General features: G+C 62.8%; 19 protein-coding genes and 1 tRNA gene. 5 read left to right on the top strand and 15 right to left on the bottom strand.

The genetic code is table 11. The features are described from left to right. Positions 1 to 45 precede the first annotated feature (45 nt). The 9 genes from RMO51_RS12645 to RMO51_RS12605 form a co-directional block, all read right to left on the bottom strand. Positions 46 to 534 (bottom strand): energy transducer TonB, encoded by a 489-nt coding sequence (locus tag RMO51_RS12645; protein ID WP_310395149.1) that lies wholly within the window; start codon positions 532 to 534, stop codon positions 46 to 48. An 85-nt stretch (positions 535 to 619) separates the two neighbouring features. Beyond that, complete coding sequence (locus tag RMO51_RS12640; protein WP_310395147.1) at positions 620 to 2,119, bottom strand: sodium:solute symporter; 1,500 nt, start codon at positions 2,117 to 2,119, stop codon at positions 620 to 622. Positions 2,120 to 2,286: 167 nt separating this feature from the next. Further along, positions 2,287 to 3,327, bottom strand: coding sequence for an MBL fold metallo-hydrolase (locus tag RMO51_RS12635; protein ID WP_310395145.1), 1,041 nt, complete (start codon positions 3,325 to 3,327; stop codon positions 2,287 to 2,289). A 128-nt stretch (positions 3,328 to 3,455) separates the two neighbouring features. Then, positions 3,456 to 4,280, bottom strand: a complete 825-nt coding sequence (locus RMO51_RS12630) for an ATP-binding cassette domain-containing protein (RefSeq protein ID WP_310395143.1) — start codon at positions 4,278 to 4,280, stop codon at positions 3,456 to 3,458. Next, complete coding sequence (locus tag RMO51_RS12625) at positions 4,280 to 5,059, bottom strand: hypothetical protein (protein WP_310395141.1); 780 nt, start codon at positions 5,057 to 5,059, stop codon at positions 4,280 to 4,282. Before RMO51_RS12625 ends, RMO51_RS12630 begins: the two co-directional genes overlap by 1 nt. A gap of 113 nt (positions 5,060 to 5,172) precedes the next feature. Continuing rightward, complete coding sequence (locus tag RMO51_RS12620; RefSeq protein ID WP_310395140.1) at positions 5,173 to 6,951, bottom strand: OmpA family protein; 1,779 nt, start codon at positions 6,949 to 6,951, stop codon at positions 5,173 to 5,175. A 156-nt stretch (positions 6,952 to 7,107) separates the two neighbouring features. Continuing rightward, complete coding sequence (locus RMO51_RS12615; protein ID WP_310395138.1) at positions 7,108 to 8,103, bottom strand: PspA/IM30 family protein; 996 nt, start codon at positions 8,101 to 8,103, stop codon at positions 7,108 to 7,110. A gap of 164 nt (positions 8,104 to 8,267) precedes the next feature. Continuing rightward, entirely contained in the window at positions 8,268 to 8,969 is a 702-nt protein-coding gene (locus RMO51_RS12610; RefSeq protein WP_310395137.1) for a hypothetical protein, read from the bottom strand. A gap of 85 nt (positions 8,970 to 9,054) precedes the next feature. Continuing rightward, positions 9,055 to 11,019: a M61 family peptidase gene (locus tag RMO51_RS12605; RefSeq protein ID WP_310395135.1), complete on the bottom strand. Its 1,965-nt coding sequence runs from the start codon at positions 11,017 to 11,019 to the stop codon at positions 9,055 to 9,057. Positions 11,020 to 11,510: 491 nt separating this feature from the next. Between RMO51_RS12605 and RMO51_RS12600 the strand changes: the two genes are divergently transcribed. Continuing rightward, positions 11,511 to 11,592 (top strand) — tRNA-Leu (locus RMO51_RS12600). Positions 11,593 to 11,695: 103 nt separating this feature from the next. After that, positions 11,696 to 12,370, top strand: coding sequence for a phosphatase PAP2 family protein (locus RMO51_RS12595; protein ID WP_310395133.1), 675 nt, complete (start codon positions 11,696 to 11,698; stop codon positions 12,368 to 12,370). A gap of 164 nt (positions 12,371 to 12,534) precedes the next feature. Here the strand turns inward: RMO51_RS12595 and RMO51_RS12590 are convergent, their stop codons facing one another. From RMO51_RS12590 to RMO51_RS12570, 5 genes are all read right to left on the bottom strand, one after another. After that, positions 12,535 to 14,898: a GAF domain-containing protein gene (locus RMO51_RS12590; protein WP_310395131.1), complete on the bottom strand. Its 2,364-nt coding sequence runs from the start codon at positions 14,896 to 14,898 to the stop codon at positions 12,535 to 12,537. Positions 14,899 to 14,972: 74 nt separating this feature from the next. Then, positions 14,973 to 15,539 carry a hypothetical protein gene (locus RMO51_RS12585; RefSeq protein WP_310395129.1) on the bottom strand — a complete coding sequence of 189 codons (567 nt, stop codon included), beginning with the start codon at positions 15,537 to 15,539 and terminating at the stop codon, positions 14,973 to 14,975. A gap of 115 nt (positions 15,540 to 15,654) precedes the next feature. Beyond that, entirely contained in the window at positions 15,655 to 16,314 is a 660-nt protein-coding gene (locus RMO51_RS12580) for a hypothetical protein (RefSeq protein ID WP_310395127.1), read from the bottom strand. 190 nt (positions 16,315 to 16,504) lie between these two features. Further along, entirely contained in the window at positions 16,505 to 17,923 is a 1,419-nt protein-coding gene (locus RMO51_RS12575; protein ID WP_310395125.1) for a cation:dicarboxylate symporter family transporter, read from the bottom strand. Between the two features lie 160 nt (positions 17,924 to 18,083). Continuing rightward, entirely contained in the window at positions 18,084 to 19,361 is a 1,278-nt protein-coding gene (locus RMO51_RS12570; protein WP_310395123.1) for a DUF6799 domain-containing protein, read from the bottom strand. A 386-nt stretch (positions 19,362 to 19,747) separates the two neighbouring features. Between RMO51_RS12570 and RMO51_RS12565 the strand changes: the two genes are divergently transcribed. Then, a complete protein-coding gene (locus RMO51_RS12565; protein ID WP_310395121.1) occupies positions 19,748 to 20,755 on the top strand; it encodes an enolase C-terminal domain-like protein in 1,008 nt (335 codons plus the stop codon). 4 nt (positions 20,756 to 20,759) lie between these two features. Here the strand turns inward: RMO51_RS12565 and RMO51_RS12560 are convergent, their stop codons facing one another. Next, on the bottom strand, positions 20,760 to 21,326 hold the full coding sequence (locus tag RMO51_RS12560; RefSeq protein WP_310395119.1) for a DUF6799 domain-containing protein: 567 nt from the start codon (positions 21,324 to 21,326) through the stop codon (positions 20,760 to 20,762). A gap of 161 nt (positions 21,327 to 21,487) precedes the next feature. Between RMO51_RS12560 and RMO51_RS12555 the strand changes: the two genes are divergently transcribed. Together RMO51_RS12555 and RMO51_RS12550 are read left to right on the top strand one after the other, a co-directional pair. Further along, positions 21,488 to 21,943: a MarR family transcriptional regulator gene (locus RMO51_RS12555; protein WP_310395117.1), complete on the top strand. Its 456-nt coding sequence runs from the start codon at positions 21,488 to 21,490 to the stop codon at positions 21,941 to 21,943. A gap of 105 nt (positions 21,944 to 22,048) precedes the next feature. Then, positions 22,049 to 22,690 carry a YceI family protein gene (locus RMO51_RS12550; RefSeq protein ID WP_310395115.1) on the top strand — a complete coding sequence of 214 codons (642 nt, stop codon included), beginning with the start codon at positions 22,049 to 22,051 and terminating at the stop codon, positions 22,688 to 22,690. The last annotated feature ends 8 nt before the right edge of the window (positions 22,691 to 22,698 follow it).

Below are 22,698 nucleotides of genomic sequence, written 5' to 3'. Positions count from 1 at the left end.
TGTCGGGTGCTGATAACTGACAACGGACAACTAACAACGGACAACTCAGCGTTGCGGCTGGCGCCGGGCTTGGTCCACGGTCATGTGGCCGGCGGTGCCGAAGGGCACCGGCAGCTGAATGAGCACCGCCAGCGGCCGGCTGCGCCGCATGGCCGGCTGCCAGCCCGTGAGCAGCGACACCACGCGCCGCGCCTCGGCGTCGCACTCCGGCGAGAGCGACTGGGTTACCTGGGGGTTGCTCACGCTGCCGTCGACGTTCACGGTGGCCGTCACCACCACCATGCCGCTGAGTTGCTTGACGCGCGCGGCCTCGGGATATTTGATGTGCTCCAGAAAAAACAGGCCCAGCGCCTGCTCCCCGCCCGGGTACACGGGCGCGCGGTCGGGGCGGTTGGCGGCGGACCGGGCCTGCACCTGCATGTCGCCGGGGCGCAGCACGATGGGGGCTTGCGCGGCCGGGGCGGCCGGCTGCTGCGCCCGGGCGGCTAAGGGGCTAAATAATGCCAGGATTAAGCAGTATTTTATTAGTTTCATAGAGGCAGGTGGTTAATTTATCAGGAATAGCAAATAGCAATACGCAGCTTTCGCCCGACAACGCCTAGCAGTAGTCCAACACGCGCTAGGCCGTGAGGTTCAATTGGGCGGGCGTGGCGGGGCGCGAAATAGCCAGCAGTCCCAGGAACACGAGCGCGCCGTTGAGCAGCAGGATTTCAAACCCGAACTTGTAGCCGCCCAGCCACTCCACGGAGTTGGACACGATGAGCCAGGTCAGGCCCACCGCCGCCACGCAGGTGGGCAGCACCAGGCCGTCGCGCAGCCCGCGTTTGGTCAGGATGCCGTAGGCAAACAGCCCCAGCAGCGGCCCGTAGGTGTAACCCGCGGTTTTGAACACGGCGTCAATCAGGCTCTGGTTGTTGAACACGCGGAAGACGAGGATGACCAGAATCAGCACCACCGACCAGCCCAGGTGGGTGAGCTGCCGCAGCCGCGCCTGCCGCGCCTCGGGGTAGTTTTTGATGCCTAGAAAATCGACGCAAAACGAGGTGGTAAGGGCCGTGAGCGCTGAGTCGGCCGAGGCGTAGGTGACGGCAATGATGCCGAGGATGAACACCACGCCCGCCACCAGCGAAAACTGCGTGGTGGCCAGGAACGGAAACACCTTGTCGGTGTCGAGGCCGCCCTTGAGGTTGAGCAGCTGCGGCAGCTGCTCCAGCTGCAGGCCCCGCGCCGCCGCGTACTTGTAGAGCAGCACCCCCAGCGTGAGAAACAGCACGTTGACGCCCACAATCACGGGCGTGAACCAGAACAAGTTCTTCTGGGCGTCGGCCAGGCTGCGGCAGCTCAGGTTCTTCTGCATCAGGTCCTGGTCGAGCCCGGTCATGACGATGGTGATGAACATACCCGAGGCGAATTGCTTCCAGAAGAACTTGTCGTCCCGAAAATCAGCGAAGTACACCCGCGACATGTCGCTACCCTGCACCGTGCTGATGAGTTGCCGGAAGGAATAATTCAGCGCGTCCGACATGAAGTAGATGCTCAAGGCCACGCAGCTCAGCATGGCCAGCGTCTGGAAAGTATCGGTCCAGAGAATGGTTTTCAGCCCGCCTTTGAAGGTGTAGAGGTAGATGAACAGGATGCTGACCACCACCGTCACGGCAAAGGGCACGCCCATGGCGTCGAACACGGCCAGCTGCAGCACGCCCGCCACCAGGTACAGCCGCAGGGCCGAGCCCAACGCCCGCGAAATCAGAAAGAACAACGCGCCGGTTTTGTAGCTCCAGTAGCCAAACCGCTGCTCCAGGTAGGTATAAATGCTGACCAGTTGCAGCCGGTAATACAGCGGCAGCAGCACCGTGCCGATGACCACGTAGCCGGCCACGTAGCCCAGCACCACGGCCAGGTAGCTCCAGCTTTTGCCGTACACATTGCCCGGCACCGAAATAAAGGTGACGCCCGAAAGCGAGGTGCCAATCATGGCAAACGCCACCATATACCACGGTGCGTTGCGGTTGGCCACGAAGAAACTCTCGCTCGTGGCCCCTCGCGAAGTGAGAATGGCAATGATGATGAGAACGGCAAAGTAGCCCGCGACCAGGCTCAAAACGAGGGTTGGCGACATTCAGTGGTTAGCGGTTAATGAGTAATGGTTAGCGCTGTTCGGGGAGCAGGTCGACAAAACTAACCGCCATCCGCTGGCGCACTCGCCCGGTAGCCGGGCCCAGGTTGTCGAGGCAACTCAACACCGGCCCATTAATCACTAACCGTTAACCGTTAATCACTAAAAAATTATTCCCACTCGCGCCAGCGCAGCACCTCGCCCACGGCGGGCGCGTGCAGCTCCCCGCGCAGCATGCCGCCGGCCGCCAGTTCGGTGAGCTGCCGCAGCGGCTCCGACGCCGGCTCGTCCGACAAATCAAAGGTGCCGTGGTGCATGGGCACCACGTGGCCGGCGCGCAGCACGTTCACGGCCTTGGCCGCCTCGTGAGGGTTTACGTGGCTCTTGGCCATCATGAAAGCGGGTTTGTAGGCGCCGATGGGCATGATGGCAATATCGATGGGCCCGAACCGCTGCTCGATGGCTTCGAAGTGGGGGCCGTAGGCCGTGTCGCCGGCGAAGTAGAGGAGCTTGTCGGCCGACCGAATCAGGAAGCTGCCCCAGAGCACGCGGTTGGTGTCGAGCAAGCCGCGGCGGTGCCAGTGGGCGGCGGGCAGGAAATAGATGTCCACGAGTGGCTTGCCGGGCTCCGCCCACCCAATATTTTCCCAATCGATTTGGTACTGCTGCCACCAACCCGCTTCTTGCACTGCCACGTGTGGGGCCATGCTGCTGAGCAAAGGCTTCATGCGCAGCGGGGTCAAAACTTGCATTCCCCGATTTTGACGCGTCAGCATTCTTATCGATTGTTCGTCTAGGTGGTCGCGGTGGCCGTGACTAAGGAGCAGGAAGTCAATGCCAATCAGATTTTCGGGTTGGCAGGGAAGGGGGTGGCGGTGGCGCAGGCCAACTGATGAAAAGAGAACAGGGTCAAACAGAAACGTAGTGGCCTCAATGCGTAGCAGGAACGAGGAATGACCCAGCCACACTAATCCATCGTCGGTGCTTCGTAAGAAATCGGCGCAGTCCACCACAGCCGGCGCCCAGGTGTCGCGCCTCTTCTCTTCCTTTTGCGGATTGGTGGCCAGCTGCCACTTCAGCGCCGTGCCCCAGCTCGGCTCGAACAGGTCCTCGCCGTTGGCGAATTCGTCGCCAAACAGCTTGTTGCCGGGGTAGCCCGGCCGTACGGTCGGCAGGGCCTCGTTGCGGAGGTAGGAAACGCGCTGGGCCATTTTCGGAATTAAAAATTAAAAATGAAGAATTAAAAATTGGCAACATTCAGAAGCCGTTTGCCAGGGGATTAGGTTTTAAGCCACCATTTTTAATTGTTCATTTTTAATTTTTAATTGATTCAGTGGACTCAGCTTTTGCGGATTTCCTCTTTCAAATGCTCAATCAGCTGCACGAATTCTGGCTTGGCCTGAATGCCGGGCTGCCAGGCCAGGCCCATTTCGGCCAGGTTGTACTGGTGCTGCTGGTTGATGGTGGCCCCCGGAATGCACTGCCCGGCGGCGTCGCGCTCGGGGCCCAGCAGCCAGAGCGTATCCGCAAGGGCGGTGGTGGTGGCCAGGTCGTGCGACACGATGACGACCGTATTAAGCTCGTCCAGGGTCGTCACTTCGAGGATGATTTTCTTGACCTCGTCAATCATCGCAATGTCGAGGCCCGAGAACGGCTCATCGAGGATGATGAGGTGCTCGGAGCACAGCAACTGCTGGGCAATGGCCGCCCGCTGCCGCTGCCCGCCCGAGAGCTGGGCCGGGTACTTGCGGCGGTGCGGCGCCAGGTCGAAGCGGGTGTGCAGGTCCTCGGCCCGGGCCTTGGCGTCGGCCGGGGCGTGCTTGCGGCCGGCGGCTACCAGCAGGTTGTCGAGCAGGGTGCGGTGGTCGAAGAGCGGGTAGCGCTGCTGCACGAAGCCCACGTCGCCGGGGCACACCGGGCGCGGCGGCGCGGCCACCAGCACGGTGCCGGTGCTGGGCGGCAGCAGCCCCGCGATGATGCGGCAGAGCACCGACTTGCCGATGCCCGAGCGGCCGTAGAAACCGATGACCTGGCCCTGGCTCACGCCGGGCCGCACCACGTCGAGCACGTCCAGGCTGATGTCGCGCAGAATCACCTCGCCCCCGAACTGCATCGAAATGTCGCGCAGCGCCAGAATCGATTCTTTGTAGGAATGGTCCGCCATTATTTTGCCGTGGTGAGCGCCGAGTACGGAAAAAACTGGCGACGCAGAAACTCGAAAAGAAAGTCCTGCAAAGCCCCCGTGGCCAGAATGATGACCTGAATGGCCACCACGCCGGCCAGGTGCAGGTAGCGGTTTTGCTTGTAGAGCAGCAGGCCGATGCCGCCCTCGGACTGGTAGAGGGTTTCCACCAGCGTAATCATGGTCCAGATGATGGCGAAGTTCTGGCGCACCACTTCGAGCATGTCGTCGAGCTTGCCCAGTACTACCACTTCGTAAAAGCTGCGCCACTCGCTCATGCCCAGGGTGCGGGCGTGGTCCATCTCCTCCTGGGTGGTGGCCAGAATCACGCTCGTCATGCCCGTCACGAGGTATACCGTCGCCCCAAAGACGAGCACCGAAAGCTTCACCTGGTGGCCGGAGCTGAGCATCAGGGCCATGAAAAAGGTGAGCCCGGTGAGCGTGAGGTAGCGCATCTTGCTGGCCGCGTAGGCCAGGGGCCGGAAAAAGGGCAGCGCCGTAAGATAGGAGATGAGCAGCGCCAGCACCGTGGCGATGGCCAGGGCCCCCAGCGCCGTGGTCAGGCTCGCCCACAGCTCCTGAATTAGCCCCTGCGTGGTTACCAAATCCTGGAACGAAACCAGCACCTCACGCAGCGTGGGAAACAGCTGCAACGGATAAAACAGCCACAGCAGCAGCAGCAGCAGCACCTGGGCGGCCACCATGGTGAGAAACACCCCCGGCCGCGGCTTGGCGTTGGGAACGAACAGGTCTTTCAGCATAGCGCAAGGTTCCGCAAAGTTTAAAAGTCAAGTTTCACAAAGTAATAATTGCCATTTCTCGCCAAGCATTACACTTGGCGAGACTTACTTTTAAACTTTGCGAAACCTTGCGCTTAGTTGCCCAGCACGATTTCCACGCGGCGGTTCTTGGCTTTGCCCACCGGCGTGGCATTGCTGGCAATGGGCTCGGTGGGGCCGTGGGCGTACACCTGAATGCGGCCGTCGGGGAAGGCGCTGGTGCTCTTGCGCTCCAGCCACTGGCGCACGGCCATGGCGCGGTCTTCCGAAAGCTGCTGGTTGATTTGGGGGTCGCCGGTGTTGTCGGTGTGGCCGTGCACGGCCACCTTCAGGTTGCCCGCCACCACCAGGTCATCAAACAGGGCGTCCAACTCCTTCTGGGCCGACGGGGTGAAGGTGCTCTGGGCCGAGTTGAATTCGATGTTCCAGGCGCGCTTGCTCACGCTGCGGCGGATTTCGTCGCCGGCGGCAAACTTTTGGGTCTCGGCCGGGGCCACGGTCTTGCCCTTGTAGCGGGCCTGCATGTTGCGCAGGGGCGTCAGGTCGAGCATGTCGTTCAGGGGCACGTAGGTGGGCAGCTCCTTGGGGTAGAGCTTGCTCTGCACGTCGCCGAAGGCCTTGTACACCGAGGCGTAAATGTTGGTGCCGCCCTCGTTGAGGCCGAATAAACTCAGGTTGTCGCTGAAGTTGAACACCTTGCTGCCGCCGAGCTCCACCACGTCGCCGTTGCGGTCGGCCTCGCTCACGCCCTTGTAGTACTTGAGCCAGTAGGCACCGGTTTTGTCTTTGTCGCCGTACACGGCGGCCGAAATGTCGGCGGCGCGGGTCAGCGCTTCGGGGTGCGATTTCACCTGGTCGCCGGCCACGGCGTGGGCCAGCATAATGCCTTCCACTTCCTTGGGGTGGGCGTCGTACCAGCGCTTGGTCGTCACCATGATGTTGGGCATCTGATTGGAGTACTCTTTGGTGGAAACGATGCTCACCAAGCCCCCTTTTTGTTTGGCGATATTCACGTCGCCGGGCGTCCAGGTGGCCACGGCGTCGGCCACCACGTCCACCTTCACGCCGGTGTTCTTACCGTCCACGATTTTGTCACGGGCCTCGGGTTTGCCCAAAATGTATTTCTCCGCAGCGACCAGAAAGTCGCTGGCGGCCATGAAGTTGACGGCCTGCGGGTCGTAGGTCGTCTCGTCGGGGTTGACCTTGAGGCCGTTGTCGGCGCACCACTTGAGGGCGATGTTCTGGTCGCCGTCGCGCAGGTAGCAGGCCACGGTTTTGCCCAGGGCCAGCTTGGGATTCTCCAGCCACTCCTTGGGGCCCATCAGCTTGTCTTCGCCAAACGACTTGCCCACCGAGTAGGGAATGATTTGCAGCTGGGTACCGGCTTTTTTGAGCTGCTCCTGCACGGCCGAGAAACCGGGCAGCCCGTCGCCCATGATGCTCACGATGAGACCCGGGGTGGCGGGGTTGGCGGAGAGGTCCGCCGCGTTTTTCACTAGGTCGGCCTGCATCTTGGCCACGTCGTCCTGGCGCACAATCTGCATATCCAGCCCGTTGGCCGCCATAGCCGAACCGGCGGTGGTGCGGGGCCCGCCGTTGGCCAACATGCCGGCCATCTGGCTGTTCCAGGCCATCACCTCCCACACCACGGGCGTGCCCTTTTCGGCGGGCGATGCACCCGGCAGCGCCGCCAGGGGCACCACTGTGTTGACGCCGGTGCTGCCCGTGGCGGCCGGTAGCTCAATCGAGTTGAGCAGCACCGATTCCGTTGTGGCCTTTTTGAACAGCAGGTTACTGGAGGTGAGCTTGTTGATGCCAAAATACAAGCCCGCCAGGACGATGATGGCAATGAGAATTTTACCGCGAGTGGTCATTGGTTGAGGTGCTGATTTTGGGATGTGCTGATGTGCTTTGTTGGGTTGATTTCTGGAATGTGAGTAGTTGAGTCGATTTGTGAGATGTGCTGAGGTGCCGATGATGAAATATTTCACTCCATCGCCAGCACCTCAGCACATCCCCAAATCAGCACCTCAATCCAGCAGCTTGCCGTAGGCGTCGTCGGAGGCTTTTTTGGTGGCGGCCACGTTCAGGCGCACCGGCGGCTCATTGTCCATGATGGCGTTGAATTCGCCTTTTTGGTACTTGTCGAGCAGGCGCTGGCCCTTCTCGCTCATGACCCCGTTCTGGATGTCCATCTCCTTGACGAATTCCTGGCTGTAGCGCATGGCCTGTTTGATTTGGCCCAGCTGCTGGGCCATGTCCTGGGCGACGCGGTCGGTGGCCAGGTCGAAGAAGTACTTCTTGTCGGGGTCGCCGCGCAGGATGTTCATCGCCGCGCGCATGCCCGAGCTCGTGCGCTTGACCAGCGCGTACTCGTCCTTGAGCAGATTGACCTTGAACTTGGAGCCGTCGATTTGCCGCAGGGCCGCTTTCAGAATCTGGCGCATGACCAGGCTCACGTTGTTCGTGGTGGTGGCCATGGGCTGCAGGCGGCGGTTGTAGTCTTCGAGCTGGGCGGCGCGGCTGGCGTAGCTGTCGGCGCTGTCTTTCTCGCCCTGGCGCAGGGCCGAGTCGGCCAGGGAAAGGTACTCCTGCATTTGAGTGCGGTTGGTGTCCATCTTCCGCTTCACCAGCTCGTTGGCGCCCTCAATGTGGCCCACCTCCTCCTCCATGTTGCGCGCTTCCTTCTCGGTGTTGCTGATGTAGTCCTCCATGATGCCGATGGGGTCCGTTTTCACGAACAAGCCCGCCGCCGTGCGGAAGATGCGCTGCCCGGCGTACCACAGCCCGGCCTGAATCCGCTTGTTGGTGGCCAGCAAAAACAGCACGAACAGTCCGCCCAGGCCAATGCCCAGCTTCACCGTATCAAATACGATGTCCACCAAGTAGGGCACAATCAGGCCCCAGTAGTACACGCCCATGCCCGCGAGCAGGGCCACGAAAACCCAGGCGGCTACTTTTTCAGGCTTTTGCCAGGAAGGCAGGCCATCGGCCGGCGAAGGCGGGCCCAGGAGGGGAGTATTCATATAATCAAGCAGAAAAAGGTAAGCGGTTAGCTAAAAGAACATCATGCTGAACGCAGGGAAGCATCGCGCTTGCGCAAGCAAATCAATCGGTTAAGTAAGTTTCCACGCAAGATGCTTCGGCAGGCGGATGCCCGATAAGCAGGACATGCTCTTGTAATAACGGGCTACTTGGCCGCGCCGCTCGCGTTCAAAAAGGTTTCGGCGGCTTTGTGGTGGGCCTGCAGCTCGGTCAGGGCGGCCGAGTTGGCCAGCTCGTAGGAAGCCAGGGCGGCCTGGGTTTTCTGGCGCTCGTCGGCCAGCTGCTGCTGGGTTTGCAGCAGTTGCTGCTGCTTGGCTTGCAGCTGACGGGTGAGGTCGGCGAGGTCGGCGGCCAGCTTTTTCTCCTGGGCCGTGAGCTGCACCACCTGGCTGGCCGCCGCGCCGGGCACGGCGGCTTCGCCCATTTTTTCGCGGTGGCGGGCCAGCACCTTGTCGCGGTCGGTGGCCAGGGCCTGCTCAAACTGCGCGGCCGACGCCAGCAGGCCCGGCACGGTGCCCCCGTTCACGGCCGAAAAGGCGTTGAAGGCCGTCTGGTAGAGCAGGGGGCCCGACATGCCAGCGGCGGCCATGCTCTTCACCATCTTCATGTAGGCGCCAAAGTCCTTGCCGTCGCCGGCCAGCAGGCCCGCAATGTGGTCGAGGTGGCGCTGCTCGGCCTGGGTCACGGCCGGGGCTGTGAAGGGGCTGGCCGCGCCGGGCGCGGCCGGGGCAGCTTGGGCGGGGGCTCCGTATTGGGCCGTGGGCGGGCTGGCCGGCGCGGCAACCCCGTCCTCGGACTCAATGAAAAAATCCTTGGCGGCGTTGGTGAGCTTATCGAAGATTTCCATGGCAAGAAATAGAAAAGGAGGGGAATGCGTAAGCCGCCGAAATTAACCCGGCCCGCCCGGTTCGGACCACCGGACGAAGCCACTTTTAACTGGCCAAAGGTAAAGATTTTAGCCAATCCGACCGATTAAAGGTCAGCCCCGCAAAAAGCCCCGCGGGGGCGCTGCCTCGGCGGCGTTTCAGTCGGTGGCCTGGCTGGCCAGCCAGCCAGGCCTCGCGCAGGGTTTTTTGGGCGGGCGAGCACACCATTTTTTCTACTGCTTCGACTGGTTTTACCTGCACGTTGGGCTCTTCGGACAGGATGAGCTGAGTGGTCTTTTCCACGCCGCCGCGGGTCTTCACCTTCACAAACACCACGTCGCTGGGCGAGTGCTTGCGCAGCGCCCCGTCAAGGTCGGCGGCGCTTTTAATTTCCTTGCCGTCAAGCGTCACCAGCTGGTCGCCGCGGTCGATGCCGGCCTTGTACAGCCCCGACCCAATCTGCGTGTTGTAGGCCACCAGGCAGCGGCCCTCGTTGTCGAACTCCACCTGCCGGGGCAGGGTCGCGCCCTGCATTCGGGCCGGAATCATGGCCAGGCCGGCCGCCAGCAGGTTTTCGCTGAAGCGGGGCTGCTCGCGGCCGTACACGTGCTGTCGGAAAAAGCGGTTGGCAAACGCCGTGTCCTTGCTCACCTCGCCCAGCACGCGCTGCAAGTCTTTCACGGTGTAGGGGGCGGCCGGCGCGTAGCCGCTTTGCTTTGCGCCGTACTGCTGCCATAGGGCCTGCATCACCTTGTCGAGCGTGGTGCGGTGCGACTGGCGCAGCTGCAGGTCCAGCACCAGCGCCAGGCCCGCGCCCTGGTCGTAGTACGACAAAATGGTGTTGGCTGCATTGGTGGGGTCGGTGCTGGTGGCGGCGTCGGTGAAAGCCGCTTGGCGGCTCATGTCGATGGGGGAGGCGTAGCGGGCGCCGGGGCTGTTCTGGCGCAGGTTCACCCAGCGGCTGATGTCGTCAAAAAACTCTTCGTCCCCAATCAGCTGGGCCCGGCGCAGGCTCAGCCGGCCGTAGTACTGCGTGAAGCCTTCGGCAAACCACAGCGCGTCGCTCATGTTCACGCGCTGAAAATCGAACGGCTCCAGGTCGCGCGGGCGCAGCCGCTCTACGTTCCAGGCGTGAAAAAACTCGTGGGCCACGGTGCCCAGGTTGCGGGTTCCGCCGGCGTCGCGCAGCGGGCGGGGGCTGGTCAGCGAGGTCGAGTTGCGGTGCTCCATGCCGTCGCTGGTGGCCTGGGTCAGGTAGTTGGCCAGGAAGGTGTAGCGGGCGAAGTCAAAAGTGGGCAGCTCGCCAAAAATGGCTTTTTCCTCCTTCACCACACGTTGCACTCGCTTCGCAAAAGCATCAACTTCCGCCACCGGTCCTTGGTACAAGGTCGCCAGCTCAATGGTCTGGTCGCCCTCCCGCCAGGTGCGCACCTGGTGCGGGCCCAACGACACCGGGCTGTCCATCAGGTACTGCATATTGGGGGCCGTAAACGTGTTTTTATCAGCTCCCGGGCGCAGTTGGGTTGCCACTTTCCAGCTGGCGGGCAGGTCGAACTTTACCTCGGCGGCGCGGCCTTCCAGCCCCGTGGCGTAGCACAGCGTGGCGGGCGGGTTGAGGTGGGCGTGCTGCTCGTCGATGCCCACGAAGGTGCCATCGGAACGGTCTCCATAGAGGGTGTAGCTGAACAGCACCGTGCCGTCGGCCGCGGGCGTCACGTCCCAGCCATAGGGGTCGGGCCGGCTCAGGACCAGGGGGTGGTTGGCGCCGTCGGTGGCCACCACGTAGTACACGTTCTTGGCAAAATCGTGGAGGGCGTAGCGCCCGGCCGAGCTCCGGGCCATGCGCACGTGCAGCGGCCCCCTGGGCAGCCCCGCGAACGTGGCCGTGACCCGGGCCTCGTGGTGCACCGCGTTGGGAAACGACACCGCGTACCGCACCGCGGGTCCCGGGTTCGGCTTGGTTTGGGCCTGCGTCCCGAGCGTCCCCAAGCCCAGGGCGAGGAAGAGGATGGCGGCGTATTTAATGGGCATAAGTAGGCTGAAATTAGGCTAAAATCAAAAAAATGTTGAATTAGGGGGGACCCAAATTAGTAGATAAAGATGCGGGAAATTTACAGCGGCGTCATGATAGCCGCGTTCTCGAAAATGGTTGATACCGACAAAACCGTGTTTGAACGTAGCGGCCGGCGCGGCGGCATCAGGTAGCAGGTGGCCCGGGGGCGTCCCAAAAATCACGGACCCAACCGCCCCAAAAAAAACCAACCAGCAGTTGGCCCCAGCCTGAGGCGGGCCAGCACCGGGCGTAGTGGGCCGGCAGACTGGAAATCACGCGTGGAATAACGGCCAGCCGAAAAATAAACGGCCGGGCAAGTAACTGAAAAACAATCGCCGGTGCGGCTCCGGCAGGCCCGGGCCGGAAAAAAATAAGCCGAATGTTGCGCCACCGTTATTCGGGGCCGTATCTTTGCACCAGCAACGGGCCGCACTTCCCAACGGGGAGAGCGGCTTTTTGCCCACTGCATGCGCTTGTGGCGAAATTGGTAGACGCGCTGTCTTCAGGCGGCAGTTCCGCAAGGTGTGGGAGTTCGAGTCTCCCCGAGCGCACGTTTTCAGAAGGCCAGCCCATCCCGGGTTGGCCTTTCTTCGTTAAGCCCGGCACCAACAGGGGGTTACCGCGGGGGCGGTTGTCGGGCCCGGTTGCTTGCCCATGTCGAAATTGTCTTCGCGCTTCGCCACGTTGGCCGGCCTGCTCACCGCCGAGCTGGTGGGCGGCGTGGTGGCCTTCCTGCTGGCGTTTGCGCTGTTTTTTTACCTGGCGCGCGTCGTATTCGGGCAGCCCACCGTGGCCCTCGACCAGCGGGCCTTTGCCGTGGCCGACGGCTGGCGGGCCCAGGCGCCGGGGCTCACGACCTGGGTGCACGGCGTCACTTTTTTTGGGTCGCTCAAGTTCTTTGTGCCGGCCAGCCTGATTGCGCCCTTCTGGATGCGCCGCCGCGGCTACGGCCGCCACGCCCTGGCGCTGCTGCTGGCCATGGGCGGCGGCTGGGCCCTGAACGAGCTGCTCAAGGCCTGGTTTCAGCGGCCGCGGCCCTCTTCGGCGCTGCTCTACCAGATGGGGCTGAGCTTTCCCAGCGGGCACGCCATGATGAGCATGGCCTTTTACGGGTGCCTGGCCTGGCTGCTGGGCCGCGAGTACGGCCGCTGGAGCTGGGCCGTGGCCCTAATGCTCTGGGCCGTGCTCATCGGCCTCACCCGGGTGTATCTGCACGTGCACTACTTCACCGACGTGCTGGCCGGTTTCGCCGGGGGCGTGGGCTGGCTGCTGCTGCTACGGGCCGGGCTGCGGTTGTTTTTGAAGGAAGAAAAATCAATCACAAATTAAAAATTGGTTGGGCAACTACCCAAAGCGAAGGCGTTGGGCGGTCATTTTTTGATTTGTAATTCTTACTCTTCAATAGCCAACCGAAAGTAAACGGGTAGTCCATTGCTCGTTGTTGGTCAGTTGTTTGCGACAACGCAGGCAATTGCCAATTATCAACTGGTAACTTAATTGATGTTGACCCTTACCCGCAGGGCCAGCAGGCCCTTCACGCCCTGCAGCTCCTCCAGCCCCAGCTCTTCCACACCGGGCTCCAGCAGGCCGCGGTCCTGCAAGTAGTCGATGTACTCGTAGTATTCCACGGCCTCGCGGCTCTGGGCGTAGACCAGCGCGATGGTGCCGGGCTGGGTCAGCCGCTCGCCGGTGTCCTGCACCGTGGCCTTGTCGATGCGCTTCTTGATGATTTCGTAGCGGATGTTGTAAGCGCCGTCCACGTCGAACTGGCGCTCGTCCTGCCGGAAGCGGATGCTCAGCGCCTGGCCGTGGACGAGGATGAGCTGGGTGGTGTCGAGGGGCACGGGCAGCGTGGGCTTGAGGGCGGCGGTGCGGCGCGTGATTTCCACCATGGTCAGCAGCTGCCACAGGCGCAGGTTCTTCAGAAAAACCAGGTCAAAGGGCTTGTTTTCGACCAGCGTGCCGCCCACGTAGATGTTGAACTCCACGCCGTCGGTTTTGTAGCGCTGGAAGTAGTGCGGGTACATCAGCTGGGCCTTCTGCTCCTCTTCGTCGAGGTAGTCGCTCACCGCGTCGTTGAGCGCCGTTACGCTTTTTTCAAAGTCCTTGCGCCGCTTGTAAAGAATGCCCAGCCGGTCGTCGATGTTGCTCCAGTACTTGGCAATGACCGGCCGCAACTCGGGCGTGTGCGTGGCCAGGTACTCAAACAAGGGCTCCACCTCGCGCTTCAGCGAGTCGTAGATGTTGGCCTCGTCGCCGGTCAGCATGCCCTCGCGCAGGCGCTTGAGGTTTTTGGTCACGTAGAACTTGAGCTCGTCCAGAATGGGCAGGTGCTGGTAGTCCGACGCCTTTTTCAGCACCTTGTTGGCCAGGGTGAGGTGCTCGATGAGGTCGCCCTGAATGGCTTCGTTGCGCACCGTGCTGCTGCCCCGGATGTCGCAGGAGCCGTGCAGCGGGTACACGTCTTCGAACACGATGGCCTCCATTTCGGCCGTGCGGTTGCCGGCGTCGAACTGGGCCAGCAGGTTGCGGGCCGCGTCGGTGAAGCGCCACTCCATGGTGGGGTGAATGGCCGTAAACTTCTCCCGGATAACGGCCTGCACGCGCGTCTGCAGGTCTTCGGCGTTGCGCTTCACGGCCACCGCGAAGAGCGGCACGAACTGCTCCACCTTGTCCATGTCGAACTCGTCGAGCCCGCCCACGCCGGGCGTGCCCAACTCCAGCAGGCCCACCGTGTCGTTGCCGTAGGGCAGCAGGGCGAGGATGGCGGAGTGAATGCCCAGGCCGAGAATCTGCGCGCGCAGGTCTTCGGGCAGGTCGGCCGTGGCCACGTCCTTCAGCACCAGGGGCTCTTTGGCCCGCAGCAGGCGGTCGTAAATCAGCCGGAAGCTGCTGTCGGCCGATTGGTGCTGCACCTGCTTGGTGAGGAAGCTGTGGTTGATTTTGCGGCCAAAGTCCACGAAGGCCCGCTTCTTCTCGTCGTAGGCCGCGATGCCCAGCTGCAGGGAGGGCTGCGCAAACAGCACCCGCAGCTTCTCCTGAATCTGCTCGAAGCGGGCGGGGGTTTGCAGCACGTCGCGCTCCAGCAGGTCGTATTTCAGTTCCGACAAAATCTCCTGGTCGGTCACGTCCACCAGTTGAATCAGGTTGAAGCCTTCCAGCTCGAAGTGCTCGGGCGGCAGCAGCTCCCGCCACAGCTCCGGCCGGTGGCGGTTATGAATCAGCATCTCCAACTGCTCGGGGCTCAGCACCGGCTGCTCGCCCACCACCCGCACAGTCACAAAATCGGAGTTGAACCCCACCCCGTAGTGCCGGTAGAGCCCAATCTGGTAGTCGGGCACGGTGAAGACGATGGTGCCCAGCGGCGGCAGCTCGGCCCCGTACACGCGGTGCAGCACCAGGTGGTAGGCCATCAGGCCCATCTGCCGGTCCATGGCCGCCATGTCGATGTTGAGCGGCTGCTTGATGATGCGGTCCTTGTTGAGCATCACCTCCTCAAAGTGGCGCGTCGAGTAGAAGCTGCGCCGCTGAAACGGGCCCACCACCCCGCTGATGTCGCTGGCGAAGGACGCCGGCGGAAACACGGCCAGCATCAGGGTCTCAATCAGGTCGCAGTTGCACTCCAGCACCGAGTAGTCGGTGAGCGGGCCACGAACCCAGGACGCTTCCGCCACTTGCTCGCCAATGGCGCGCGCCAGCAGGGCCACGCCCGCGTTGGGGGCGTTTTCCCGCTCCCGCCAGTACGCGATGAGCGGCTCCAGGCTGAGCGTGGTGCGGAAAGGAAAGGCGGAGGGCGCGGCCAGGCTTTGGGGCACGGGCAGCAGCGGAGCCATCGGAAGTAAGGATTCGGCGGGCATGGGGACGAGAAACACGGATGGCCGGCCAACCGTTGCAGCGCGGCACGGACTATACGCCGGCCGTGCCCGGCCGGCTATTTGAGTACTTCGAGGGAAGAACGCGGCTGCTTGAGGTTGACGACGACGACGCTATCCGGCGCAGCGCCGGGCTTCTTGCCGTTCACCTTGGCAGTCACGGTCTTTAGCGAGTTGGTGTAGCAGGTGCAGCAGCCGTCGCCGTCGAGCTGACCGTCAAGCTGGATGCTTTCAATAATCAGCACCGTGGTTGGCTTGGGCTTCTGTCGGGGCTGCTGGGTAAGGTAGCGAATCTGGTAGCCAAACTTATCGAGCTTGTTGGCCCCCACCGCCGCGAAAGGTGTGTTATTGTTCAGCACCACCGTAATCGAGTCGCGCTCTTGCCCGGCGCCCTGCACCAGCGTCACCGAATCTACTTTGCTGGCTGGCGAGAGCGGCAGCGAGTAGCGCTTGACGATAAGCGTGTCCAGGTCGCTGGGGCTGAAGGCCGGGGAAAAACGCACCCGAATGGCGTCGGCCTGCTCGTCCTGGCAATCGCAGACGTCGTTGGCGCAGCAGCCGCTCAGCAGCAGGGCAGCCCCCAGAAACAGGGCGGCAGAAAACCGGAAAGGCGGGAAGTAGGCCATAACGGGCCAAAGGTAAGGCCCGTAGCACCCACCTGCCGGGCTGGCGGGACGGGGCACTACGGGCCTGCTAATTTGGGATACGATAAATCCATCAACAGCGCGGTTAGGCGGTTGACTAGCGGCTGCCCGTCACCATCGACGAAGACGGCAAGGTGGGGTTGTCGACGCTGCCGCCCGCCAGCAGCAGCGGGCGCAAGCGGGCCGTGGCCGTGTCGAGCTGGGGCCGAATCTGGGCCATGGCACCGCGCAGGGCAATGATGTCGGCCAGGCGGGGGGCCGTGGTCTGGGAGTAGCCGTGGTACATGGCCACTTTCACCTCCGAGGAGCCGGAGCCCACGTATGAGCCCAGGAGGTTGCCGGCGGCGTCGCTCACCTGCACTTCGGCCTGCAGCGTGGTTTTGTACCACTCCAGCGGCACGCCCACTACGGCGGGCAACAGAAACGTAAACACCTGAAAACCTTGCAGACCGCGCCCCGTGCGCACGGTTTTTACTTTTTTCACCACCAGCTTGGCGTATCCGTAGGTTGCCGAATCGGTGGGCTCGGTCAGGTTGGCGGAGCACTCCTGCTGAAACAGTTTGAGGGGGTCCTCGGACAGCGCGCCGTCGTTCATGGCCAGCGGGCCCTGGTCAGCCAGAATTTCCAGCGCCGGGAGGCGCTTGGTAATAACCGCGGAGGGCGTGCTTTTCATCATTGACTTCACCGAAACGCAGGCGGGCGCCGCCAGCAGCGCCGGTGCCAAAGCCAATAAGGTGAGTTGACGAGGAAATCTCATGGTAGTAAGTTAGCAATAATATTGGAAAAACAAAAGAAGAAAAACAAAAAATACCTAAACGTAACAGGATAGAAATGTAGCTCGGAAAGCGGTAGCGAAACTAGCGGATGTGGTTGGTCTGCTGGCTATTTTTCGGCGAGTGGCCCGAAATAGCCGATGACTGCTTCAAAACCAACGGCCCAGCTTTAGTTCAATTTTTAAACGTTACGGTGGCGCTATCGTACTGTTCCTCCACCGCCATTGGGTCGGGCCCGCGGTAGTCGTCCACGAACTCGCCTTCCCAGCGTGCCACCACGGCCGAGGCCAGGCAGTTGCCCAGCACGTTCACGGCGGTGCGGGCCATGTCCATCAGCGCGTCGATGCCCAGAATGATGAACACCGGCCAGGCCGGCAGGTTGAACGAGGCCACCGTGGCCAGCAAAATGACGAGCGAGGCCCGGGGCACGCCCGCCACGCCTTTGCTGGTGAGCATGAGGGTGAACACCATCAGCAGCTGCTGGCCGAAGGTGAAGGGCACGCCGGCCGCCTGCGCCACGAACACGGCCGCCAGCGAGAGGTACAGCGTGGTGCCGTCCAAATTGAAGGAGTAGCCGGTGGGCATCACGAAGGCCACGATGCGGCGCGGCACCCCGATGGCTTCCATGGCCTCCATGGCCCGCGGCAGGGCCGCTTCCGAAGACGTGGTGGCGAAGGCAATGCTCACCGGCTCGGCCACGGCCGCGATGAAGCGGCGCAGCGGGATGCGCGCCAGCACGGCCACCGGCAGCAGCACCAGCAGCACAAAGGCCACGAGCGCCCCGTAGAGGGTGAGCAGGAGCTGCAGGGCATTCAGCAGCGGGGCAAAGCCCATTTTGCCCACCGTGTAGGCCAGGGCCCCGCCCACGCCCAGCGGCGCGAAGTACATCACCACGTTGGTGAACTTGAACATGACTTCCGACAGGCTTTCGCAGAACTCCAGCATCACGCGGCGCGGCCGCTCCGGGGTGAGGGCCAGGCCGATGGCGAACAGAATGGCGAAGATGACGACCTGGAGCACCTGTCCTTCGGCCACGGACTTGGCAATGTTTTCCGGGAAGATGTGCAGGATGATGTCGGCGGCCGACTGCGGGGCCACGGCGGCGAGGGCTTCCTCCTTCACGCCCGCCTGGCTAATGCCCACGCCGGCCTTGGTGAGGTTGATGGCGGCCAGCCCAATGAACAAAGCAAACGTGGTGACGACTTCAAAATAAATCAGCGCCTTGAGCCCCATGCGGCCCACCTGCTTGAGGTCGGCGTGGCCGGCGATGCCCACCACGAGGGTGGCAAAAACCAGCGGTGCGATGATGGTCTTCACCAGGCGCAGGAAAGCGTCGCTCAGCACTTTGAGGCTCATGGCCACGGCGGGCGCGTCGTGCCCCAGCTCGATGCCGACCAACATGCTGAACACTATCCACAGGGTGAGGGAGCGGCGCGGGGCCACCGCGGCGGCCAGCACCAGCAACGCCAGCCAGCGCGCCGCCGCCGGCACGGTGGCTGGCAGCGGCAGCAGATTGTAGGCGGCCAGCGCGGTAAGCAGCACGGCCACCAGTAAAAAAACAACGGCAGCGAGGGGTAAGCGGGATTTAGTCATGCAAGTTGAAAAGGCCGGACGGCGAAAATGAGAGCCTAAAGAACGGCATTATCCGGGCAGCAGCGCCGGCAAGCCGACCCCCGGCCGGGGCCGGGCACTAAAAAAAAACGCCCCGTGCGCGGATAGCACGGGGCGTTTTCGGCAACACGAGCGGGCGGCGCTAGGGCAGCGACAGCAGGTAGCCGATGGTAAAATTCGTGTCGTACCCAAAGACGAACTGCTGGCAGCCGGTGGCTTCGGCCAGGGCCTTGTAGATGTTGAGGCCGGCCTTGTTTTTGGCGCCGGTTAGCTGCGGGTAGGCGTCGGCCGGGCGCAGCACGGTGTAGGGCTCCTTGCCCTGGCGCACGGCCTTGGCCAGCTCATAGGGCACGCCGCCGATGATGAAGCACGTGCCGCGCAGCTTGGCGGGTACCTGGCTCACCTTGTTTTTCACGTCGGCCGCCACCACGGCGTCGTCGGTTTTTTTCTCGAAATACTTCGAGCCGTAAGTATCCGTCACGCGGGGCTGACCGCCTTCCAGCCACGCCACTTTGCTATTGCCCGAGCCCATATCGAACACGAAAGCCCGGTCGCCATAGTCCAGGGGCATGGCCGCGCGCAGGCTCAGCGCGCCTTCGCGCTCGGGCGTGACGGTGGTCACCACGTACTTCAAAGCTTCCAGGGATTTGACAATGCGGTGGGTGCCCTCGGCCAAGGCGGCGCCGGAGCTGACCACGAAGTGAATGTCGCGCCCCGCCACGCCGTAGTCGAACATTTGGCTGATGTAGGCTTTCAACCCCAGGCGGACGTCGGCTTCGGTGGCCATGTTTTCCATCACCATGCTGTTGCCAAATTCCGATTTCTCCAACTTCCAGTTGCGCTTGTCGTCCACCCGAATGATGAACATGTTGAAGCCGCTGGAGCCCAGCTCCACCACGCCTTTCAGCTTGCCGTTGACGGGCGCGGCGGGCTGGTAGGTAAACTTGCCCGGGGCCGGGGCCGGGGCCGGGGCCGGGGCCGGGGCTGCGGAAGCGGGGGCAGGAGCGGCTGGAACGGGGGCCGCAACCGGCGCAGGGGTGGCTGGAACGGGGGCCGCCGCAACCGGCGCGGGAGCCGGGGCCACCGCCGCGACTGGTTCCGGGGTTTTGGGAATGAACTCCCCGTTCAAGCTGAGCATGTCGCCTTCCTTGAGGGGCACCCGGGTGCCGTTGGTGAGCACGATGGACTGGGTCCGGTATTCCACCCGAACGCCGTTGGGCAGGGTCACGTCTTTTTCCAGGGGTTTGGTTTTGCTGCCGGTTTGCACCATCACGGTTTTGTTCTGCACCGTGAACCACGGAATGTAACCCCCGGCTTCGGCGGTTTTGGCCTGGGTGCGGGACTGGGCGGTGGCCTGGGGCGCGCCGCTGCCGAGCCAGAGTGCGCCCAGCAGGAGCGAAGGGAGTAGTGTTTTTATCATAACAGTGAAGCGAAGAGCACGGAGTGGGTTAAATTTAAAATGTGAAAAACCATGACCCGGCAAAGGTATTCTTCTTCGGCATCTTTTATATAGAATTTTATATTAAGATTAGCCAAAAAACCAGGAGGCCGGGTTTGAATGAAGCTGTTTAGTCATTCATTAGCCGGGCATACCCGCCGCCGGGGCATCTCGCTCGCCTTGTTGCACGGCCGGGACGACCCTGGCAAGATGCCTCGGCGGCGCGCGGCATGACGCTCGCCGGGAGTTTTCAAACTATTGAATAGGTACAGCAGCCGGAGAACCGCAACTGACTCGTTGGTACCGGGGCCGGCGTGCTTTTTTGGCGCAATTTCGCGGCCCCGCCCATCGGCCCTTTCGCTGCCCCCATGCCCATCTGGACCCTGACTGCTCACCTGCTGCCCCTGCGCTACGTCTGGAAAATAGCCCGCAACGCTTCTGCCTCCAAGACCAACTTGCTGGTGCGGGTGGCCGGCCACGGCGCCGGCGGCACCGGCGAAGCCGCCCCCAATGTGCGCTACGAAGAGTCGCCCGCGCTGTTGCAGCACCAATTCGAGGAGTTGCTGGCCAACGGGCTTCCGGCGGTAGAAACCTTAGCCGGGCTCGATGCGCTACTGGCCGCCCGGCCGGTGGCGCACGCCCTGGGCTTCGCCCTGGAAGCGGCGCTGGTGCAGTGGCTGGCGGCCCGCGCCGGGCAGCCGGTGTGGCAGTGGCTGGGCGTGCCGGCCCCGGCCAGGGCCGTGGCCACCGCCTTTTCGCTCCCCATTATGGCGCCGGGCGCCGTGGCTGGGTTTGTGCGCGAACAGGACGCGGCCCGCTTCTCGCTGCTCAAAATCAAGGTGAACCAGGGCGAGGGCCTGGAACTGCTGCGCGAAGTAGCCCGCGCCCTGCCCGGCCACGCCCTGCTGGCCGACGGCAACGAAGCCTGGGCCGACGCCGACGGCGTGTTGCGCTTTCTGGAGCAGGCCGTCGCCCTGCCCGGCTTGCAGTTGCGCTTCCTGGAACAGCCGCTGCCCGCCGCGCGGGCCGATGACTACCGCTACCTGCGCCCCCGCAGCCCCGTGCCGCTGCTGGCCGACGAGTCCGTGACCGACACGGCCGACTTTGCCGACATCGCCCGGCAGTTTCACGGCGTGAACGTGAAGCTGATGAAGGCCGGCGGCTTCCGGCGCGGCATCGACCTGCTGCGCCGCACCCGCGCCCACGGCCTGGTGCCCATGCTCGGCTGCATGGTCGAGACCAGCGTGGGCATTGCCGCGGCGCTCCAAATCAGCGCCCTGGCCGACGTGCACGACCTCGACGGCTTCCTCATTCTCCGCGACGAGCCGTTCGGGCTGGTGGAAGAAGCGGCGGGGCAGCTTTCCCTGCGCCGCTGAGGCGCTATTTTGGCGCCGTCAGCTGGGCGTCGAGCCGCGCGAGCTGCTCGTCGATGGCCCTGGTGTCGGGCATGTCGGGGCGGCCCTGGCTGAGCAGGTCTATTTTTTGCGTCAGCAGCTCAATCTTTTTGGTGAGCAGCGGCACTTGCTCGGCCGGGGCGCCGTAGCCCGGCCCGCGCTGCACGTAGGGCTCGTACTTGGCGCCGGGCGCCGGGACGGCCGCACCTCGGGCGGCGGCGGCGCTGGCCGGCGTCGCGAACACCACGCCGCCGTCGGCGCGCACGTAATCGTTCTCGCGCAGGGTCAGTTTCTTGCCCTGGGGGTTTACTTTGTCGGCGGGCATTTCCACGATGCCGTTTTTGTAGTTAATTTTCGTGCCGTTGCGCAGCTTCACGTTCTGGGCGAGGGCGGTGGTTTGGTTGCCTTCGCGGCGCACTACTTCGCCGTTGAGGAACACGAACTGGGTGCGGGCGGTGGTTTGCACGGGGTAGCCACCGTCCTGGGCCGCGGCCTGGCGGGGGGCGGCCAACAGCCCGTGGGCCGCGAATAATGCGATGAGGAGACGGAGCATGAGGCGGGTGGGATGAAGTTAATTTTGCAGCAGTACGTGGTTTGCGGTGCCCGGGTCAAGGCCGGAACGGCGGACAGCCAATATTTTTGAGAAAACCAAGGAACAAATGTTGTTACATTAAATGTACCTACATATATTTGCTCCCGATTCCCTCGCACACCATGCGCATCGAAGACGAAATCAAGCAGCCCATTTTTCGCGACGACTACCAAAAGGCCCACATCAACCTGGTCTTCACGGCCGGGTGGTTGCAGCTCCGCCAAGCCGTGGCGTTCAAGCCCTTTGGGCTGACGCTGCCGCAGTTCAACATCCTGCGCATTTTGCGGGGCCAGCATCCGCTGCCCGCCACCGTGGCCCTGCTCATCGACCGGATGCTGGACAAAACCAGCAACGCTTCGCGCATCGTGGACCGCCTGGAAGAAAAGCAACTCGTGACCCGCACCGTGTGCCCGGCCAACCGCCGCGCCGTCGACATCCGCATTACCAGCACCGGGCTGGACCTGCTCAATCGCATCGAGCAAGCCGGCGTTACGCAATCCAGTTGCATTACCCGGCTCAGCGAAGCGGAAACGCACCAACTCAACGCCTTGCTCGACAAAATTCGGGCCGACGGGTGACGGGCCCGCCGGTGCGGGCGCGGTTTCTGGCACATTTTTTCGTTGCGGCCCTTCCGAAAATTTCACCCTTTTTTCTTCTTACCCTTTTTTCAACCCTTTTTTACGATGAAAAACCTTTTGTTTCCCGCTCTGGTTGCCGCCGCCGTTCTGGCCGCTGCCCCCGCCGCCTCGGCGCAAAAAATGAACAGCCCCAAAATGGCCGCCAACGCCTCAACTTACAAGTTGGAGCCGCAGCTGAGCACCCTGGGCTGGGAGGGCAAAGCCGTGACCCACGGCCACAATGGCTCGATGAACTTTAGCCAGGGCGAACTGCTGGTGAAAGGCAACGCCGTGGTGGGCGGCACCGTGACAGTGGACATGAAGACCATGAAGGCGCTTGACATCGCCGACGCGGAGTCGCAGGGAAAGTTCGTGGGCCACATGAGCGGCGCCGACTTCTTCGACGTGGAGAAGAATCCGACCTCGGTATTTAAAATCGTGAGCGTGACGCCTATCAAAGGCGCGGCCAAAGACGCCGACAACGCCACCGTCGCCGGCGACATGACCATCAAGGGCGTGACGCAACGCCTCACCTTCCCGGCCAAAGTGGGCGTGGAGAACGGCCGGGCCGCCGCCACCGGCAAGGTGACCATCGACCGCACCAAGTTCGGCCTGAAGTACGGCTCGAAGTCCTTCTTCGACAGCCTCGGCGACAAAGCCATCAACGACGACTTCACGCTGGCGTTCAACGTCATCGCCAAGCAGTAAGTCTCGGT

Origin of the sequence: Hymenobacter sp. (assembly GCF_031398885.1) — a bacterium.
In the GTDB taxonomy this organism is placed as follows: domain Bacteria; phylum Bacteroidota; class Bacteroidia; order Cytophagales; family Hymenobacteraceae; genus Hymenobacter.
Note: the sequence above shows the minus strand (reverse complement) of the source record. Positions and strands in the feature narration are given on the sequence as shown.